Source organism: Nocardia otitidiscaviarum NBRC 14405, from assembly GCF_000308635.1.
GTDB classification, from domain to species: Bacteria; Actinomycetota; Actinomycetes; order Mycobacteriales; family Mycobacteriaceae; genus Nocardia; species Nocardia otitidiscaviarum.
On the sequence record NZ_BAGD01000101.1, the window covers coordinates 1 to 18,179 of the forward strand.

Here is an 18,179-nt window from a genome sequence, read left to right on the forward strand (position 1 = left end):
TCGGTGGACCCGTTATCACTGATCAGCACCTCGAACGGGCCGGAGTAGTCCTGCTCCGCCAGCCCGTTCAACTGTTCGTCGAGATCGGGCAGTCCGTTGTGGACCGGGATGATGATCGACACCAACTCCGGTGTGCGCGCGGTCGGTGGTGCATCGTTCATGGAATCCGCTCTCAGCGCTTCGGTCGCAGGTGTGCACCACTCAACGGCGATGCGACGCAATAATATTCGTCGAACGCGAGGCCGTCCGGATTTCCCATTCCTGGGGATGCGGGATGGGGCGAAGACTGCGAGGATCGAGCGCTCAGTCGACACCTGGGATAGCGAAATGGACAGTCCGATGCCCCGTCCCACTCCCCGACAGACGCTGTCGGTGGTCATTCCGGCCCTCAACGAGGCCACCTCGATCGCCCGGACACTCGAACGCCTGCTGCCCCAACCGGATATCGACGAGATCATCGTCGTCGACAACGGCAGCGACGACGCCACCGCCGATATCGTGCACCGGATCGCCGAGCACCACCCGAAACTCGCACTCGTGCACGAGCCGACCCGAGGCATCGCGGCGGCGCGCAACTGCGGCTTCGACAAGGCCCGCGGCGACGTGATCGCCCGCACCGACGCGGATACGCTGGTGGACCCGGATTGGGCCCGGACGATCCTCGATTTCCTCGCCGAACATCCCGAGACCGCCGCCGTCACCGGGCTGTGCACCTATCACGATTCGCCGATCGGATTCCTGCTGCGGTCGGGGCAGTGGCTGCTGTTGCGGCTCGGCGTGCTGGGTGGACAGGTGGGGAATCTGTACGGGCCGAATATGGCGATCCGACGGGACGCCTGGCACCAGGTCCGCGACGACACGCGCGTGCGCGTCGATGTGGTCGACGATCTGGATCTGGCGCTGTGCCTGGCGAAACGGGGGCTGCGCATCGACCAGCCGACCCGGCTGCGGGCACGGACCTCCGCGCGCCGCAGACGCACCGGCCCCCTGCGCTGGTGGCGATATCAGCAACTCGGCCTGCGCACCATCTCCGAGCACGGGTTCATCGTGCGCCCGCTGCACCGATTCATGATCGTCACGGCGTGGCTGGGGCACACCGTGCAATGGCCGATCTACCGCTGGTGGGACTTCCGGCGACGACGGTTCAGCCTGCGGCCCGGGTCGGAGCGGATCTCCCCGATCGGCTCGCGCTGACCGCCGTTCGCGCTCAGCCCAATCCGAGTACGGCCATGCGCTCGGCGTGACTGTTCTGCATGCGCTCGAAGAGGGTGGCGATGCCGTTCAGGTCGCCGGTGGCGGTGAGCACGAGATCGGTGAGCTCGTCGCGCTGGGCCATGACGTACTGGGCCTGCGTGATGGCCTCGCCGAGCAGGCGACGGCCCCAGAGGGTGAGCCGGTCGCGCTCGGACCGGTTCTGGGCCACCGCGGTGCGGACCTCCTCCACCACGAACTCGGAATGGCTGGTCTCGGCGAGCACATCGCGGACCACCTCGGAGACCTCGGGAGCCAGCGCGTCGGCGATCTCGGTGTAGAAGTCGGCGGCGATGCCGTCACCCACGTAGAACTTGACCATCGACTCCAGCCAGGTGGAGGGGTCGGTGGAGGCGTGATACGCGTCCAGGGCGCGCACGAACGGGGCCATGGCGTCGAAGACGTCCACCCCACGCGCCGCGAGGGCCTGCTCCAGCGTTTTGAAGTGGTCCATCTCCGCGCCCGCCATCTTGGCGACGGCCACCTTGCCGCGCAGGGTCGGCGACAGCTTGGCCTCCTCGGCCAAACGGTAGAACGCGGAGATCTCGCCGTAGGCGAGCACCGCGAACAGGTCGATCACCCCCGGATCGTCCGCGGCGACCTTACCCGAAACCTCCGAAACACCCAGCGCGGCAGACGTGTCAGCTCCCATGCTCTACACCCTAGCTTCCGGCGCGTCAGGGCAGGTCGCGGAGGAACTTGTCGAGGTAGGTCCACGTGGTGTCGCGGGCGAGCAGGATGCCGAGGTGACTGCCGGGGGCCGTCTCGTAGCGCACCTCCGGCGAGCCGGTCAGGGTTTCGGTGCCGTGCCGCACGGCGGCGGCCGCGGTGATGGCGTCGTCGGGGCCGCCGACCAACAGCACCGGGACCGTGACATCGGCGAGCTCGATCCGGCGCTCACCCAGCCGCATCACGCCCTTGCCGATGTCGTTCGCCATCATGAAGCGCTTCCACAGCTGGTTGTAGAAGCGCGCCGGGTAGCCGGGCAGGGCGTTCTGGAAACGGTCGATGGTCTCCATGCGCGCCAGGGTGGCGGTGTCGGTGAGATTGCGGGCGATGAACCACGGACGCTTCACCTCGCGCTCCCACGCGGTGACGCGGTAGGCGATACGGGTCAGCGGGGCGGGCACACCCCCGGCCAGGTGCACCGCGGCCACGGCGGCGCGGTCACCGGTCACCTTGACGAGCTGGCGCAGCTGCGGCATGCCGACCATGTGGTCGTAGCTCAGCGGTGCGCCGACGGCGGTGACGGACCGGATCGGCAGGGTCGGGTCCGCGGCGGCCGTCAGCAGTTCCAGCACCCCGCCGATGGACCAGCCCACCAGGTCCACCGGTCGGCCGCCCCGATCGGCCGAGACCCGGCGGATCGCCTCGGGCAGGATGTCGTCGATCCAGGTCTCGAAACCCATGTCGCGGTCGGCGTATCCGATATCGCCGTAGTCGACCAGGTAGGGCGCGCGGCCGGAGTCGAGCAGGAAGCGCACCAGGCTCTGGTCCGGGCGCAGATCGAAGCAGAAGGCGGGCGCGGCCAGCGGCGGCACCAGCAGTACGGCCGGGGCGTCGGCGGCGGCGCCGTCGTAGCGGTGCAGCAGGCGGTGCGGCCGATCGTCGAGCACCGTCGACGGGGTGGGCTCGGGGGCTTCGATGCCGGCGCCGAAGGTCAGGGCCCACGCATTGCGCGCGGCGGTGGTCACGGTGTCTGCCAAACTCACCCGCTCAACTTCGCACATGCCGGTACAGCGTGTATCACCTATGTGATGAACTCAACTGCCGAACGGCCGTAATCCACCCGATCGAAGATCGAATTATGCTGCGCCGCAGCACCTGCCACCGGGAATACGCGGACCTGGCGCACCGGTTGAAGCCGATAGGAACCATGCGGATACGGCAATAGCCCGCGCAATTGCGGTGGCGGAAAAAGAGTGTGCGACCGTATCACGCTACAATCTCCCCGGACAACGGAAATTTTCGCCCGACTCCGGTTTGCCCGCACGCGTGAACCGCACGGGCAGGGGTCGCCGAAGTCCGAGAAAATGTGCGCGCACCGGATCCACGTCATCCCGAGCGCCGCGCCAGGTAGATGCCAGCAATCGGTCACCAACGACCGGCCTTGGGGTATCCCGCAGCGGCCGATGACAGCGAATGGATCAGTGGTCGTCGCGGGCCGCCCGGGCCCGCCCCACACCCTCGTGCGCGCGAGACGCGATATACGAGGAAGGCACGAACCTGAGCAAGATCACCGTAGAGCAGGAACCCGGCGTCGCCGACACCCTGCTGACAGCCGAACTGGACGACACCCACACCGCCCCGACTTTCGCGGAATTGGGCGTGCGCACCGAAATCGTCCGCGCCCTCGACGAGATCGGCATCCAGCGGACATTCGCCATTCAAGAACTCACCCTGCCGCTGGCACTGGCCGGTGAGGACCTCATCGGTCAGGCCCGTACCGGTATGGGCAAGACCTTCGGTTTCGGAGTGCCGCTGCTGCATCGCATCGCCACCACCGATTCCGGCACCACCCCCCTGGACGGCACCCCCCGCGCCCTCATCATCGTGCCGACGCGCGAACTGTGCATCCAGGTCACCCAGGATCTGGAGAATGCCTCCAAGTACCTGCGCAATCAGAAAGGCCCGCTGAAGGTCACCTCGATCTACGGCGGCCGCCCCTACGAATCGCAGATCGCGGCGCTGCGCGAAGGCGTCGACGTGGTCGTCGGCACCCCGGGCCGACTGCAGGACCTCGCCGAACAGCAGCATCTGGTGCTCGGCAAGGTGGGCGTGCTGGTGCTGGACGAAGCCGACGAAATGCTCGACCTTGGCTTCCTGCCCGATATCGAGCGAATTCTGAACATGGTGCCGCAGCAGCGGCAGACCATGCTGTTCTCGGCCACCATGCCGGGGCCGATCATCACCCTGGCCCGCACCTTCCTGAACCGGCCCACCCACATCCGGGCCGAGGAAGCCAACGCCACCACCATCACCGAGCGCATCTCGCAGTTCGTCTACCGTGCGCACGCGCTGGACAAGAGCGAACTGGTCTCGCGCATCCTCCAGGCCGAGTCCCGCGGGGCCACCATGGTCTTCGCCCGCACCAAGCGCACCGCGCAGAAGGTGGCCGACGATCTGGCCGAACGCGGCTTCGCGGTCGGCGCGGTGCACGGCGACCTGAACCAGGTGCAGCGCGAGAAGGCGTTGAAGAAGTTCCGCGAGGGCAAGATCGACGTGCTGGTCGCCACCGATGTGGCGGCGCGCGGCATCGATATCGACGATGTCACCCACGTGGTGAACTACCAGTGCCCGGAGGATGAGAAGACCTACGTGCACCGGATCGGCCGCACCGGCCGCGCGGGCCGCCACGGCGTCGCCATCACCCTGGTGGACTGGGATGAGCTGAACCGCTGGAGTGCCATCGATTCCGCGCTCCGGCTCGGCATTCCCGAACCGGTGGAGACCTATTCGCGCTCCCCGCACCTCTACACCGAACTCGGCATCCCCGAGGGCGTGACCGGTGTGATCCGCAAGCGCAAGCCCGAACGCGACGAGGACGCCGTGGTGGTGGAGCGCGAGGCGCGCGCCCCGCGCAAGCGAAACCGCCGCCGCACCCGGGGCGGGCAGCCGGTGGACGATGCGGCGACCACCGGTTCCGGCTCGACCACCGGATCCAGCGCCGACGGCGCGGGCGATGCGGAGGGCGACAAGCCCGGGCGTCGCCGTCGTCGCCGCCGGGGACGCGGTGGGTCCGACGAGGCCGCCGGTTCCGCGCGGACCACCGACGACGCGGCGAATGCCGATGCCGCCGAAGCGGTTTCGCGCGACAACGGATCGTCCGCGACCGAGTCCGACGAGGCGCGAGCGGACCGTCCCGGCCGTCGTCGCCGCCGTCGCCGCGGCGGTGCCGACCGCACCGACCGGGCCACCGGCACGGATACCGCCGACACCTCCGCCCCGGTGAGCGCCGAAGGGGCGGCCGATCACCGCGCCGACGACGCGGCCCAGGGTTCCGAGAACGCCGACTCCACGGTGCTCGCGGACGAGCCTCGTACCGCCCCGCACGGGAACACGGACACGGCCGCGCCGAACGACGCGGTCACCGACGCGGCGACGGATGCCTCCGAGCCCACCGCGGCCGAGGAACGCGTCGCTCCGAAGCGCTCCCGTACACGGCGCGCCAAGAGCACGGCCGCCGAATCGAGCGCGACCAACGGCGCAGGCGTCACCGACGCCGCGAACACGGCCGCTGACGCCACCGCCCGTGACGCCGAGAGTGCCTCGGCCGCAGCAGCTTCCGCGGCCGACGGTCAGAGCAGCACGGTCATGCCGAACGCCGACTCGACGGTCGCACCGAACGCTGACTCGATGGTCGCCCCGAATGCTGACGCAACGGTGACGAGGCCCAAGCGCACCCGTACCCGGCGCACCGCAGCCGATACCACCGCGACCGGCGCGGACGCGGCCGTCCCGGCGTCTGAGGCGGCAGGCGCGGCCGGTGCCGGTGCCGGTGCCGATGCGGCGGCGGCCGACATCGCCGCGGCTTCGATCGGCCAAGCGGATTCCGCCGCAAAGGAATCGACCGCGACCTCGGCGTTGGGCGATACCGCGACGGCGGCTCCGAAGCGCACCCGTCGGAAGGCCACGGCCGAGGCGGGCGCGCCGACCCGGAACACGAACGCCACCGCGGAAACGGACACGCGCGCACCCGCCGCGGCCGCCACGGCGGCCGCATCCGCTCTCGTGGGAACCGACGAGGCCGGGGCAACAGGTGACGCCGATACGTCGGCACCGAAGCGGACCCGTACTCGGCGGACCAAGGCGGCAACCGAAACCGGAACCGCCACAACCGAACCGAGTGCGAGCACCACCGGCACGGAGGCTGAGCCGGAGGCCGGGACGCGCAAGCGCACCCGCCGCAAGACCGCAGCCGACACGAGCGCGACGACGGCTGAGAGCGCCCCCGCCCCCACGGGCACGAGCGAGGCCGATACGAGCACGGCGGCCGTCTCCCCCACCGCTGACGCGGGCACCGCGGCCGACACGGCGGCACCGAAGCGCGCGCGGACGCGTCGGACCAAGGCCACGGCCGAAACCGATTCCAGCGCAACCGAATCGGGCCGGAGCGCCGAGAGCGGCTCGAACGCGGCGGGCACGGATGCCGCGGAGGAGGTGGCGCCGAAGCGCACCCGCACGCGACGGGCTGCGGCCGATACCACTGCGGCCGATACCGATCGGAGCACCGCGAACGGCTCGGACGCAGCGGCCGCCGCGGTGGCGGACGGTTCTGGCACGGCGGCACCGAAATCCGCTCGTGCGCGGCGCACCAAGGCGGCTGCCACCGCGGCCGACCCGGGCGCGACCGGGACCGATTCCGGCGCAACCGGATCGGGCCTGAGCACCGCGAGCGGCTCGGACGCGACGGCGACCGGAGCGGAGGGCACCGCGGACGCGGCGGCGCCGAAGCGCACCCGCGCCCGGCGCGCCAAGGCCGATACCACCGAGGCCGACGGGGCGACAGCGTCCAACGGATCGGCGGCGACCGATGCGGGCGGGTCCGGTGCGGCCGGGATCGCGGATGGGGCCGCGCCCGCGCAGCGGCGGCGTCGGCGGAAGGCGGAGGAGGGTGAGGTCGTGACGGCCGAGGCCGACACCGCTGTCGCCGCGACGGCCTAGTCGGGCGGATCGGATAGTCTCGCAGACGTGCTCGCACCAGAGCGGCGGACGCGCGCCGATATCGTCATCGCCGCCGCGATCGCCGCTCTGGTGGCGATCGCGGCGGTCGTGGTGTGGTGGACCAGCGACGCGCGGAGTACCGAATCGGTCACCGCGGACCGCACTCTCACCTCCCCGCCCACCCCGGATCGCCTCCCCTCCGACCTGCGCGAACTCTGGCACGCCCCGGACGGGGCGGCACAGCGCGCGCTGACGGTCGGCGGGGTCGCGGTGACCGCCGACGGCAGCACCGTGACCGGCCGCGATCCGCGCACCGGCGAACAGGTGTGGATGTACCGCCGCGACCTGTCCCTGTGCGGGGTGGAATCGCAGTTCGGCATGGTCGTGGCCACCTACCGCGACGATCGCGGGTGTAGCCAGACCACCCAGCTCTACGGTGAGACCGGGGCGCGACAGACCGCCCGCTCCAGCTATATGGACGATCGCGTCGAACTCACGGTGGACGGCACCCATGTGCTGGCGCTCGGTCCGCGCCGGTTGGAGATGTGGCGCTCGGATCTGGTGCGCACCCTCGAGTACGGGTATGTCGACGCCCCGGTGAACCCGAACACGCAGCCCCGCAGCGGATGCCGATTCCTTTCCGCCGCTTCGAGTTCCAAGAATCTGGCGGTGCTGGAGCGCTGCCCGGACGAGGACGCCGACCGACTCACCGTGCAGAACTCGGCCCCCAAGGACGCCACGGTGCCGGATGTGCACAGCTCACACGTGCTCACCGCGCCCGGCGGCGCGGACGAGAACGCCCGGGTGCTCGCGGTCTCCGACAGCCGGGTCGCGCTCTACCTACCCCGAAGCGGTTCCAGCGAACCACGATTGGCGCTGTACGACATCTCCGGCAACCCGGTCGCCAACTATCCGCTCCCGGCGGATTTCACCGACGGGGCGCGCACGGCTCGGATCGGCTCGACCGTCTACGCGTTCACCGGCAACAGTCTGATCGCCTTGAACTCCGCCACGCTGGCACCGAGCTGGATTCTGGAGAGTGTGCTCGGCACACCGGCGCTCATGTCGGGCCGCCTGCTGGTCCCGGTCGCCGACGGCCTCGCCGCCGTGGCCCCCGACACCGGCGCGACGAGTTCGCTGATTACTGTGCGGCGCAGCGACTATCACGGCGAACCGATCTCGGTGGCGGTGGTGGGGCCGACCGTGCTGGAGCGGCGCGGCGGACAGCTGTACGCCCTCGGCGGGGACGCCCCGTAACACACCACCGGCGCGTCCGCGTCCCCCGCGCCCGAACTGTCGTCAGGCATGATCGATTTCATGGCCGACAACGAACACCGCCTGGTCCTGCTGCGACACGGCGAGACCGAATGGTCACGGGCCCGCAAGCACACCGGCCGCACCGACCTGCCGCTGACCGCCGCCGGCGAAGCACAGGCGCGCACGGCCGCCAAGATCCTGGAAGGGCTGGCGCTGCGCGACCCCCTGGTGATCAGCAGTCCCCGGCAGCGGGCCGTGCACACCGCCGAACTGGCCGGATTCCCCGCCGACCGCGTCGACGACGACCTGGCCGAATGGGATTACGGCGACTACGAGGGCATCACCACGCCGCAGATCCGGGAGCACGATCCGGATTGGACCATCTGGACCGGCACCGTTCCCGGCGGTGAGACGGCCGCGCAGGTGAGCGCGCGCGCCGACCGCGTGCTGGACCGGGTGGGGCCGGAGCTGCGCGGCCACGATGTGGTGCTGGTCGGCCACGGCCACTTCTCGCGCGCCCTCATCGCCCGCTGGTTGGACCTCGAGGTGCGGGAGGGCCGCCGGTTCTTCATGTCCACCGCCGGGGTGAGCGTGCTGGGCCACGACCACGACGCGCGTACGCTGCGGGCGCACAATCTGATCGCACATCTGGACGACCTGTGAAAGGGCATCGATGATCCGCCGCGCCACGCCCGCCGATATCCCCGCCCTCGTGGAACTGGTGTACGACCTGGCCGAATACGAGAAGGCGCGCGAGGAGTGCCACCTCACCGCCGAGCAACTGCGCACCGCGCTGTTCGGCCCATCGCCCGCGCTGTTCGCCCATGTGGCCGAGGGACCGGAGGGCGTGGTCGGCTGCGCCATCTGGTTCCTGAACTTCTCCACCTGGCGGGGCGTGCACGGCATCTACCTGGAGGACCTGTACGTCAAGCCGGAGGCGCGCGGGCGCGGGCTGGGCCGGGCGCTGCTGGTGGCGCTCGCGCGGGAGGCCGCCGCGCAGGGGTACGGGCGGGTGGACTGGTCGGTATTGACCTGGAATACGCCGTCCATCGAGTTCTACGAATCGCTGGGCGCGGTCGGCCAGAAGGAGTGGATCGGCTACCGGCTCGAAGGCGACGCGCTGACCGCGCTGGCCGCCGAATCCTGAGAAATTCGCACCGGCTCGTCGATTTCGGTTGCCCGCGCGCGTCGAGGAGGTGGATGGTCCGAACAGCGGACCGCACGACGCAGGAGGGACACACCATGCCGAAGTACGTGGCACTCATCTTCGACGACGCCCGTTGGGAAAATCCGGAGCCCAGCCTGTTGGAGCCGGTACTCCAGCAGCACTACGAATTCGAGAAACGCAACAGGGAGGCCGTGCTGGGCGGCGAGGCGCTGGCCTGGCACACCACCGCCACCAGCATCCGCCCCGACGGCAGCGGCGGCTTCCTGGTCACCGACGGTCCCTTCGTGGAGACCAAGGAGAACCTGGGCGGCTTCTACCTGCTCGAGGCCGCCGACCTGGACGCCGCCATCGAAATCGCCAAGCAGATCCCCATGCCGACCGACTGCGGCGTGGAGGTCCGCCCGGTCCTCGACTACTGACCATGACACCCGTCGACGCCTGGCGACCGGACCCGGGATCGGACGGCGGCTGGCATCGTCCCGGCCACGCGAGTCCTCATGGCCGGGACGGCACCGCGAATCTCAGCGGCGGAACGCGATCCGGACCAGGGGGTCGCCCGGTGGGCGCGGACACGGCCGTGGCCGCGGCGGTGGCGGATGCGCATCGGCGCGAGTGGGCGTTCGTGCTCGCGGCGACGGTACGCGTCACCCGGGATCTGGATCTGGCCGAGGAGTGCGTGCAGGACGCGTACGCGCAGGCGCTGGCGCGGTGGGCGGTCGACGGGGTACCCGCGAAACCGGGCGGTTGGCTGACCACCGCCGCCCGGAACCGGGCGCTCGACCTGCTGCGCCGCCAATCCACGCTGCGGCGGCGGCTGCCGCTGCTGGTGCCCGACGAGACCGGCGCGGATCCGGCCGAGGCGGCGTTGGCGACGGCCGAGATCCCCGACGACCGGCTGCGCCTCATCTGCACTTGCTGCCATCCGGCGCTGTCGATCGAGGCGCAGGTGGCACTGACGCTGCGGCTGGTGTGCGGGCTCACCACCTCGGAGGTGGCGCGTGCCTTCCTGGTCGGCGAATCGACCATGGCGGCGCGGATCACCCGGGCCAAGAAGAAGATCGCGGCGGCGCGCATCCCGTACCGGGTGCCCGCCCCCACCGAACTGCCCGAACGCATCGACGCCGTGCTGACGGTCGTGCACCTGCTGTTCACCACCGGCCACACCGCACCGTCCGGAGACGCCCTGATCCGCCACGACCTCGCCGACCGCGCCACCGACCTGGCCCGCATGCTCCGCCTGCTGCTGCCCGGCAACGCCGAGGTGGCGGGCCTGCTCGCCCTCATCCTGCTCACCGACGCCCGGCGGGCCGCCCGCGTCGACGCGTCCGGGGCCATGGTGCCGCTGGCCGACCAGGACCGCACCCGATGGGATCGCACCCGCATCGCCGAGGGCCTGGCCCTGGTCCGCACAGCACTGTCGAACCCACCCCACCGAACCGGAACTCCGAACCACGCCTCACCCGACCACCCCGGAGAACCGCCGACGCCGCCCGGCAAGCCACGACCCGGCGGCGGCACCACGCCCGGCCACACCGGCCCCCGGACGGAACCGCGACCGACGCCATCCGACAGGCCATGTCCCGACAGCGACATCCCACCCGACCAACCCGGACCACTGCCTACGCCCGGCAGGGCGCGCCCGGACAGCGTCATCCCACGTGACCACACCAGCCCCGAGGCCGGACCACCACCGACGTCGCCCGATAAGACGCGCACCGACGGCGACATCCCACCCGACCATGCGGAACGCCCGGCCGGACCGTATCCGACGGCGCCCGGCCGCTATGCGCTACAGGCTGCCATCGCCGCCGTGCACGCCGAGTCCCCGAGCTACGCGGCCACCGATTGGCGCGACATTCTCGGCCTCTACGACATCCTGGTCCAGCGGTGGCCCTCCCCCGTGGTGGCGCTCAACCGCGCCGTCGCGGTGGGTATGGCCGAGGGTCCGGAGGCGGGGCTGGCGGCCCTCGAAACCCTCACCGCCGAACCACGATTGGCCACCTATCCGTACCTGCCCGCCGCCCGCGCCCACTTCCTGGCCGAACTCGGCCGCACCGACGCGGCCCGCCTGGCCTACGAGGAGGCCATCCTGCTCGCCGACAACGGCCCGCAGCGAAACTATCTCGCGGCCGAGCTGGCGCGGCTGCGCTGATCACCCGGCGGCCGCACTACCCCCGGCGGCCGCGCGCAGCAGTCGCAGCTGTCCGATCTCGGCCACGTTCTTCATGAGTTCGGCGTTCACCCAGGCGATGGTGTGCGCCAATGTCTTCTCCGGATCGTCGCCCCAGGGGAACCGCGCCGGGGCGTCCAGATCGCCCGCATCGGTCCGGTCCAGCAACTCCACCCAGTCGGAGCGCAATCCGCGCAACCACGCCACCGCCGCCTCCGGACCCGGCCAGGTGATCTCGGTGCGCTCGCGCGGTGTCCGCCCGTGCGCATGATCCAGCGCCGTCGACCACCACCAGCCGATATGCCAGGTGAGCCAGGCGATGGTGGGCACCGGAATCGGATCGGGTTCGGTATCGGCCCAGTCCGGAATCCACTCCCCGGCGGCATCGCGCCGCACCGTCCAGCACAGCGGTGTGGGCTCCCAGCGATGGTCGTCGGGCCGCAGCCGCTCGAGGTGGTAGTCGAACAGCGCCCAGGTCAGGTCGAACTGCCAGCGCAGCAGATCACGTCGTGATTCGGACATCGGGCGAGCATCGCAGAACGACGGTCATCGAGCACGTTCTTATTCAGGACCACCCCGCACTATTGGACGGGTGACCAAAAGCCGTCCGCGTGGCGTTCAGGGGCCATTGCGGCCCATACCCGAGCGGCTACTTCGACAGGTCGTACCCGGCCGCCATCCAGCGCGTGGAAGCCGGGGCGAACAGGGCCACCAAGGCGGCGAGGGTGACCAGTGCCAGGGGGGCGCCGAGTTCGGGGCGGTCGGAGGTGAACATGTAGTAGGCGACGCCGAGCAGCAGTAGCTGGGTGAGGACGGCGATGGCGCGGCCCCAGCGTTTGCCGCGCAGCAGGCCGACACCGGCCGCGAACACCGCACCGCCGACGATCGCGGCGTACGCGGCGGTCAGGTAGCTGTTGCCGGAGTTCTGCGCCGAGCCGTTGATGCCCGCCACCACCAGCGCGACCATGGCCACCAGGCCCGATGCGCCCTCCAGGGTCACCAGCGCGCCCGCCACACGCACCGTCATCGGCACGACGTCGGTCGCGCCCGCGTTCTCCGCACCGGAGTTCTGCTCAGCCACCCGCCCAGCCTAACGACCGGGATCGACCCGGCACGAGGCATGCGGGCGGTTCGCACATCGGTTCGCTCAGTAGGCTCCTCAGGGTGCGGACGCTGTTGATCGTGAACCCCAATGCCACCTCCACGACCCCCGAGACACGCGATCTGCTCGCCCACGCACTGGAGAGCCGCACCCAGCTGACCGTGGTGCACACCGAACACCGGGGGCATGCGGCGGAGTTGGCGCAGTGGGCCGCCGATATCGAGATGGATCTCATCGTGGTGCACGGCGGCGACGGCACGGTCAACGAGACGATCAACGGATTCCTGCCGTTGCCGGGAGCCGCGAACCAGCGCGAGCGGTTGCCGCGTCTGGGGATCATTCCGGGCGGTTCCGCGAATGTCTTCGCCCGCGCCCTGGGGATCGATCCGGATCCGGTGCGTGCCACCAACCAGTTGATCGATCTGCTCAGCGTGGACAAGGACCGTCGCATCGGCCTCGGCGTCGCTGACGACCGCTGGTTCATTTTCAGCGCCGGTGTCGGACTCGACGCCGATGTCTGCGAGGCCATTGATGCCAAGCGCGCCAACGGACATGCCGCGACCCCGAGCCGTTATCTGCGAACCACCGTCAAACAGTTCTTCAAGGCCAAACGACGCGATCCCATGGTGCGCGTGGTGATTCCAGGTCACGAACCGGTCACGGAAGTGCATTACGCATTCGTGACCAATGCGAGCCCGTGGACCTACCTCGACAACACGCCGGTGCGAACCAACCCGGGCACCTCCTTCGAGACCGGTCTCGGGGTGTTTGCCATGCGCACCATGGGCCTGCTGCCCACCCTCCGCATCGCTCGACAGTTGCTGGCTCCCAATGGAAACCCTAAGGGGGACAAATTGTTTCGCGTGGACGACAGCCCGTCGGTGCGCGTCGAAGCGAGCGAGCCGATCGGTTTGCAAATCGATGGTGACTTCATCGGCCGACGCAACATGGTGAATTTCACAGCCGTACCCGATGTACTGGAAGTCGTCGCGCCACAGCCGTAGTCGACCCGACACACCTGAGAAACATCGCCGTTGGGCTGCGAAAACCCGAACGAGCGAGTACAAATGATCAGGCAGACCCTCGATGTAGGGGTCTTACAGCGTGAGCTTCCCCACGGTGCACCACACATCTCTTGACATCTACGGTGTTCGTGAAAGCATTCACAAGCAACCGTGCGGAAACATTCGAGTCGCACAAGTGAACGGACCACAAACCCGAAGGGCAGCGTCATGCGCATGCCCTAGCAAAGGAGCAGAGGAATGGACTGGCGCCACAAGGCCATCTGTCGCGACGAGGACCCCGAGCTGTTTTTCCCGGTGGGTAACAGTGGTCCTGCGCTCGCGCAGATCGCCGATGCGAAGCTGGTCTGCGCGCGCTGCCCCGTTACCGCCGACTGCCTCTCCTGGGCTCTCAAGTCCGGGCAGGATGCCGGTGTCTGGGGCGGTATGAGCGAAGACGAGCGTCGCGCTCTGAAGCGTCGCAACGCGCGTACGCGCACCCGCACCGTCGTCTGATTCGGACGACCGGCGTCACCGCCGCAGCCCCACGACGGCATAGACGCATTTCGGCCCGGCACCCTAGGAGGTGCCGGGCTTCATTGTGCCCACGACGCATTTCCAGCATTTCGATTCGGTGAGCGGAAATACCGCCGGAGAAACACCGAAAATATGCGTATCCGTTTATGGACGCGCTCAGCGGGCGGAGCGGCGGCCGAGGGGAACGCGCAGTACCGCGTCGGTGCCGACATCCTTACCCGGATGCAGGCCGATGGAGCCGCCCAGTTCGGCCGTGACCAGTGTGCGGACGATTTGCAGACCCAACCGGTCGGAGCCCTCGAGGCTGAATCCGTCCGGCAGGCCGCGGCCGTCGTCGCTGATGATCACGTCCAGCCAGCGCGCCGAACGCTCGGAGCGAATCGTGACGACACCGTCCTCCCCGGCGTCGAAGGCATGCTCGATGGCATTCTGCACCAGCTCGGTCAGCACCATGACCAGCGGTGTCGCCCGTTCCGCGGAGAACACGCCGAGCGATCCGGCGCGGCGCACCTTGATCCGCGCGGTGTGCACGGTGGCCACATCGGCCATGATCGGCAACAGCCGATCCACGACCTCGTCGAGATCGACCTCTTCGTCCACCGACATGGACAGCATCTCGTGCACCGACGCGATGGAGGTGACCCGCCGCACCGACTCGGTGAGCGCCAGCCGCGCCTCCTCGTTCTCGGTGCGGCGCGCCTGTAGTCGCAGCAGCGCCGCCACGGTCTGCAGATTGTTCTTGACCCGGTGATGGATCTCGCGAATGGTGGCGTCCTTGGACAGCAGCGCCCGATCGCGCCGCTTCACCTCGGTGACATCGCGCACCAGCACCGCCGCCCCGGCCAGCTCCCCGTGCGGGCGCAGCACCAGCGTGCGCAGCAGTACGGTCGCGCCGCGCGCCTCGACTTCCATTCTGCGCCCGGCCTTTCCGGCCAGCGCCGCCTGGATGTCGCCCACCACCTCCTGCGCGTCGAAGGGGTCGGTGATGAGCGAGCGGGTGGTGAGCGCCAGATCCTGGCCGACCAGATCGTTCTGCAAACCCATGCGGTGATAGGCCGAGAGCGCATTGGGGCTGGCGTAGACGACGGTGCCCTCGGTGTCGAGCCGGATGAAGCCGTCGCCCGCGCGGGGACTGGAGTGCGAGCCGGTGCGGTCCTCGAGCGTGGGGAAGGTGCCGTCGTTGACCATCTGGCACAGGTCGTCGGCGCACGACATGTACGCCACCTCGAGATTGGAGCGCATCTTGCGGCGCTGCACATCGGTGTCGCGACCGAGCACGGCGATCACATCGTCGCCGACCCGCACCGGAATGGCCTCGCGGACGGCGTGCACCGGATGCGGGTGGTAGACGCCGGTGGCCTCGCTGTCGACGTCGACGCGCACGATATCGCCGCTGATCAGCGCGTCGAACACCTGGTGATGGTCATCGTGGGCGGCCAGACCGCCGACCAGGTCCTCCGGGTGCACGGTGGGTGCGGTGGTCGGGCGGCACTGGGCGACGCACACCACATCCGCGCCGTCGGAGACCGGCCCGGCGCCGACCCAGAGCGTCAGGTCCGCGAACGACAGGTCGGCCAGCAACTGCCAGTCACCCACCACCCGCTGGAGATGATCGACGGCCGCACCCGGCAGATCCGTGTGCTCGGCCAGCAGCTCGCTCAGTGTCGACAATTTCAGCCACGCTCCTTCACCCGCGTCGGGTGTATGTTCCCACGCGGGCCCCGGGAAGGGATTGTCCGGGAAGGGGTTCGCTCAGGCGATGGTCGCGATGAGGTCGCCTTTCTGCAGCACCTGGCCGACCGTCACATCGATGGAGGCGACGGTGCCGTCGGACTCCACCACGACGGGGATCTCCATCTTCATGGACTCGAGCATGATGACCGGGTCGTTGACCTTCACCTTGTCGCCGACCGAGACCAGGATCTCCTGAACGGTCGACACCATCTCCGCGAGGACTTCCTCAGCCATGACACCCCTTGTCTCCGGTTGGCCTGTGATACCGCGGTACCGCTGCCGGTACAGCCAACCACACGTGAAAGAATGGCCTTCGATCAGAAGGGAGACTAACCGATGGGTAAGCGTGGACGTAAGAAGCGCAGCCGCCGCAAGAACGGCGCCAACCACGGCAAGCGGCCGAACGCCTGAAATGGTCGGCTAGCGTCGAAAAGCACTGAGCGGCACAGTTTCCGACAGGGAAACGTGCCGCTCAAGCTTTTGCGGGTCCACCGCGAAAGTCATTCCCCCGATTCGACCCGCCGGGTCTCCACCTGGGTGTAGGTCGTCCGGATCTCCATGGTGAGGCGCTGGCGCAGGGTGTCGGGGGCCTTGTCGCCGCCGCACTTGCGGTTGAGCAGGCTCTTGAGCTTCTCCTCCAGGCCGTACTGTTCGATGCACGGGGAGCAGTGGTCCATATGGTGCTGGAGACGATCGCGGGTGGCCTGATCGCATTCACCGTCCAGGATCAGCCACACATCGGCGAGTACCGCCGAGCAGTCCAGGTCCATATCGTCGCTCACTGGGTTACCTCCTGACGCGCGCTACCCGATCGGTTGAATCCCCGTTCCCGCGCCACATCGGCGAGCAGGCCCTTGAGCTGCTTGCGGCCGCGGTGCAGACGGGACATCACGGTGCCGATCGGGGTACCCATGATCTCGGCGATTTCCTTGTAGGGGAAGCCCTCTACGTCCGCGTAGTACACCGCCATCCGGAATTCCTCCGGAAGCTCCTGTAGAGCCCGCTTGATGTCGTCGTCCGGCAGCGCCTCGAGCGCCTCCATCTCGGCCGAGCGCAGGCCCGTCGAGGTGTGCTCGGCGGTGGCGGCCAACTGCCAGTCGGTGATCTCGTCGGTCGGATACTGCGCGGGCTGGCGCTGCTTCTTCCGATACGAGTTGATGTAGGTGTTGGTGAGGATGCGGTACAGCCAGGCACGCAGGTTGGTGCCCTCCTTGAAGGAGCGGAAACCCTGGTACGCCTTGGCGAAGGTCTCCTGCACCAGATCCTCGGCGTCGGCCGGATTGCGGGTCATGCGCAGGGCAGCGCCGTAGAGCTGGTCGAGCAGCGGGAGCGCGTCGCGCTCGAAACGCGCGGCCAGATCGGCGTCACTGGCGGTGCTGCGGACCGCGCCGGATTCCTCGTCGTTGTCGTCGGCGACCGCTGGGTCGTCGATGCCCTCGTTCATGGCCGTATCGTCATCGCCTGGGCGATCGACAGCCTTTTCGTCGTCGCTCGTCACGCTCATCCCTTCGATCGCCGTAGCTTGTGAATCTACCGCGAGCGGGGTGAGCACCGCGAAACCGGCATCGGTCGCGGGGCGGGGAATGCGGATGAGCGGCACGGCCCCGGTCGAGCGGGCCTGCGCCGTCCGCGGACGGGTGTCCACCAGAACGGTCACCTGGGCATCTCCTTCGCACACTCCGCCGACCGGGTGGTATCGGTCGCGCATGGCATGCAACATGCCGGGTGGTCGCCGTGTTCCCGGGTGCGGAAAACCGGTGTCGCCGCCGGGGCGCGGCGTTCTAGGCTGATCGGCTATGGCCGCTGCTTCCACTCCCGCGATCCGCGCCCTGGTGCAGGCGAAGGTCGAGCACCGGGTGCACTCCTACCACCACGATCCGCGCAGCGATTCCTACGGTGCGGAGGCGGTGGCGGCGCTGGCCGAGGGGTTGGGCGTGCGCGCCGAGCAGATCTTCAAGACCCTGGTGATCGAGGTGGGCGCGGGCCTGGCGGTGGCGGTGCTGCCCGTGCCGAACACACTGTCGCTGAAGGCGGCGGCCGCGGCGCTGGGCGGCGGCAAGGCCACCATGGCCGACAAGGCCAAGGCCGAGCGCACCACCGGCTATGTACTGGGCGGCATCTCGCCGCTGGGGCAGAAGAAGCGGCTGCCGACGGTGCTCGACGAGTCGGCGCTGAAGTGGGATCGGGTGCTGTGCAGCGCCGGTAAGCGCGGGCTGGAGATCGAGGTCGCACCGGAGGATCTGGTGCGCCTGACGGGAGCGGTCACCGCGTCCGTCACCGCGGGCTGACTCCCCT

The 18,179-nt window shown here is 69.2% G+C and carries 18 protein-coding genes and 1 pseudogene; 11 read left to right on the plus strand and 8 right to left on the minus strand.

The features are described from left to right. Positions 1-339: 339 nt before the first annotated feature. A complete protein-coding gene (locus ON31_RS22700; RefSeq protein ID WP_039816705.1) occupies positions 340-1,194 on the plus strand; it encodes a glycosyltransferase family 2 protein in 855 nt (284 codons plus the stop codon). A 13-nt stretch (positions 1,195-1,207) separates the two neighbouring features. Here ON31_RS22700 and ON31_RS22705 read toward each other — a convergent pair whose 3' ends face one another. Continuing rightward, positions 1,208-1,903 carry a ferritin-like fold-containing protein gene (locus ON31_RS22705; protein ID WP_039816642.1) on the minus strand — a complete coding sequence of 232 codons (696 nt, stop codon included), beginning with the start codon at positions 1,901-1,903 and terminating at the stop codon, positions 1,208-1,210. Between the two features lie 25 nt (positions 1,904-1,928). After that, positions 1,929-2,963, minus strand: coding sequence for a polyhydroxyalkanoate synthase family protein (locus ON31_RS22710; protein WP_255222215.1), 1,035 nt, complete (start codon positions 2,961-2,963; stop codon positions 1,929-1,931). A gap of 430 nt (positions 2,964-3,393) precedes the next feature. Here ON31_RS22710 and ON31_RS22715 point away from each other — a divergent pair. The 6 genes and pseudogenes from ON31_RS22715 to ON31_RS38110 form a co-directional block, all read left to right on the plus strand. After that, positions 3,394-5,016, plus strand: a pseudogene (locus ON31_RS22715) (DEAD/DEAH box helicase); the annotation flags it as partial. 1,926 nt (positions 5,017-6,942) lie between these two features. Then, on the plus strand, positions 6,943-8,172 hold the full coding sequence (locus ON31_RS22720) for an Rv3212 family protein (protein ID WP_039816646.1): 1,230 nt from the start codon (positions 6,943-6,945) through the stop codon (positions 8,170-8,172). Between the two features lie 60 nt (positions 8,173-8,232). After that, on the plus strand, positions 8,233-8,835 hold the full coding sequence (locus tag ON31_RS22725) for an acid phosphatase (RefSeq protein WP_039816710.1): 603 nt from the start codon (positions 8,233-8,235) through the stop codon (positions 8,833-8,835). Between the two features lie 10 nt (positions 8,836-8,845). After that, on the plus strand, positions 8,846-9,319 hold the full coding sequence (locus tag ON31_RS22730; RefSeq protein WP_039816648.1) for a GNAT family N-acetyltransferase: 474 nt from the start codon (positions 8,846-8,848) through the stop codon (positions 9,317-9,319). 53 nt (positions 9,320-9,372) lie between these two features. Continuing rightward, a complete protein-coding gene (locus ON31_RS22735) occupies positions 9,373-9,759 on the plus strand; it encodes a YciI family protein (RefSeq protein WP_255222216.1) in 387 nt (128 codons plus the stop codon). Between the two features lie 140 nt (positions 9,760-9,899). Beyond that, positions 9,900-11,492: an RNA polymerase sigma factor gene (locus tag ON31_RS38110; RefSeq protein WP_255222217.1), complete on the plus strand. Its 1,593-nt coding sequence runs from the start codon at positions 9,900-9,902 to the stop codon at positions 11,490-11,492. On the opposite strand, the gene ON31_RS22745 is transcribed toward ON31_RS38110, so the two are convergent. Both ON31_RS22745 and ON31_RS22750 read right to left on the minus strand, forming a co-directional pair. Beyond that, positions 11,493-12,032 (minus strand): DinB family protein, encoded by a 540-nt coding sequence (locus tag ON31_RS22745; protein ID WP_039816650.1) that lies wholly within the window; start codon positions 12,030-12,032, stop codon positions 11,493-11,495. Positions 12,033-12,159: 127 nt separating this feature from the next. After that, positions 12,160-12,591, minus strand: a complete 432-nt coding sequence (locus ON31_RS22750; RefSeq protein WP_039816651.1) for a hypothetical protein — start codon at positions 12,589-12,591, stop codon at positions 12,160-12,162. Between the two features lie 83 nt (positions 12,592-12,674). Between ON31_RS22750 and ON31_RS22755 the strand changes: the two genes are divergently transcribed. Beyond that, positions 12,675-13,616 (plus strand): diacylglycerol/lipid kinase family protein, encoded by a 942-nt coding sequence (locus tag ON31_RS22755; protein WP_039816654.1) that lies wholly within the window; start codon positions 12,675-12,677, stop codon positions 13,614-13,616. Positions 13,617-13,874: 258 nt separating this feature from the next. Beyond that, complete coding sequence (locus ON31_RS22760; RefSeq protein ID WP_011211115.1) at positions 13,875-14,129, plus strand: WhiB family transcriptional regulator; 255 nt, start codon at positions 13,875-13,877, stop codon at positions 14,127-14,129. 177 nt (positions 14,130-14,306) lie between these two features. Here the strand turns inward: ON31_RS22760 and ON31_RS22765 are convergent, their stop codons facing one another. After that, positions 14,307-15,821 carry a sensor histidine kinase gene (locus ON31_RS22765; RefSeq protein WP_039816657.1) on the minus strand — a complete coding sequence of 505 codons (1,515 nt, stop codon included), beginning with the start codon at positions 15,819-15,821 and terminating at the stop codon, positions 14,307-14,309. 81 nt (positions 15,822-15,902) lie between these two features. Beyond that, positions 15,903-16,118: a biotin/lipoyl-binding carrier protein gene (locus ON31_RS22770; protein ID WP_029931608.1), complete on the minus strand. Its 216-nt coding sequence runs from the start codon at positions 16,116-16,118 to the stop codon at positions 15,903-15,905. 102 nt (positions 16,119-16,220) lie between these two features. On the opposite strand from ON31_RS22770, the gene ON31_RS38605 reads away from it, so the two are divergent. Continuing rightward, on the plus strand, positions 16,221-16,295 hold the full coding sequence (locus tag ON31_RS38605) for a 50S ribosomal protein bL37 (protein ID WP_115061593.1): 75 nt from the start codon (positions 16,221-16,223) through the stop codon (positions 16,293-16,295). An 89-nt stretch (positions 16,296-16,384) separates the two neighbouring features. On the opposite strand, the gene rsrA is transcribed toward ON31_RS38605, so the two are convergent. Both rsrA and ON31_RS22780 read right to left on the minus strand, forming a co-directional pair. Beyond that, a complete protein-coding gene (gene rsrA / locus ON31_RS22775) occupies positions 16,385-16,654 on the minus strand; it encodes a mycothiol system anti-sigma-R factor (protein WP_039816717.1) in 270 nt (89 codons plus the stop codon). Positions 16,655-16,662: 8 nt separating this feature from the next. Then, positions 16,663-17,388, minus strand: a complete 726-nt coding sequence (locus ON31_RS22780) for a sigma-70 family RNA polymerase sigma factor (RefSeq protein WP_039816719.1) — start codon at positions 17,386-17,388, stop codon at positions 16,663-16,665. A gap of 292 nt (positions 17,389-17,680) precedes the next feature. Here ON31_RS22780 and ybaK point away from each other — a divergent pair, with 292 nt between their 5' ends. Next, the gene (gene ybaK, locus ON31_RS22785; RefSeq protein WP_039816659.1) at positions 17,681-18,172 is read left to right on the plus strand and encodes a Cys-tRNA(Pro) deacylase; all 492 of its coding nucleotides are present in this window, start codon (positions 17,681-17,683) and stop codon (positions 18,170-18,172) included. Positions 18,173-18,179: the final 7 nt, after the last annotated feature.

Excerpts from the sequence above, each read along its gene's own strand:
- ON31_RS22700 (WP_039816705.1), top strand. The coding sequence starts at position 340 with ATGCCCCGTCCCACTCCCCGACAGACGCTGTCGGTGGTCATTCCGGCC.
- ON31_RS22705 (WP_039816642.1), bottom strand. The coding sequence starts at position 1,903 with ATGGGAGCTGACACGTCTGCCGCGCTGGGTGTTTCGGAGGTTTCGGGT.
- ON31_RS22725 (WP_039816710.1), top strand. The coding sequence starts at position 8,233 with ATGGCCGACAACGAACACCGCCTGGTCCTGCTGCGACACGGCGAGACC.
- ON31_RS22730 (WP_039816648.1), top strand. The coding sequence starts at position 8,846 with ATGATCCGCCGCGCCACGCCCGCCGATATCCCCGCCCTCGTGGAACTG.
- ON31_RS22735 (WP_255222216.1), top strand. The coding sequence starts at position 9,373 with ATGGTCCGAACAGCGGACCGCACGACGCAGGAGGGACACACCATGCCG.
- ON31_RS22745 (WP_039816650.1), bottom strand. The coding sequence starts at position 12,032 with ATGTCCGAATCACGACGTGATCTGCTGCGCTGGCAGTTCGACCTGACC.
- ON31_RS22760 (WP_011211115.1), top strand. The coding sequence starts at position 13,875 with ATGGACTGGCGCCACAAGGCCATCTGTCGCGACGAGGACCCCGAGCTG.
- ON31_RS22770 (WP_029931608.1), bottom strand. The coding sequence starts at position 16,118 with ATGGCTGAGGAAGTCCTCGCGGAGATGGTGTCGACCGTTCAGGAGATC.
- rsrA (WP_039816717.1), bottom strand. The coding sequence starts at position 16,654 with ATGGACCTGGACTGCTCGGCGGTACTCGCCGATGTGTGGCTGATCCTG.
- ON31_RS22780 (WP_039816719.1), bottom strand. The coding sequence starts at position 17,388 with ATGAGCGTGACGAGCGACGACGAAAAGGCTGTCGATCGCCCAGGCGAT.
- ybaK (WP_039816659.1), top strand. The coding sequence starts at position 17,681 with ATGGCCGCTGCTTCCACTCCCGCGATCCGCGCCCTGGTGCAGGCGAAG.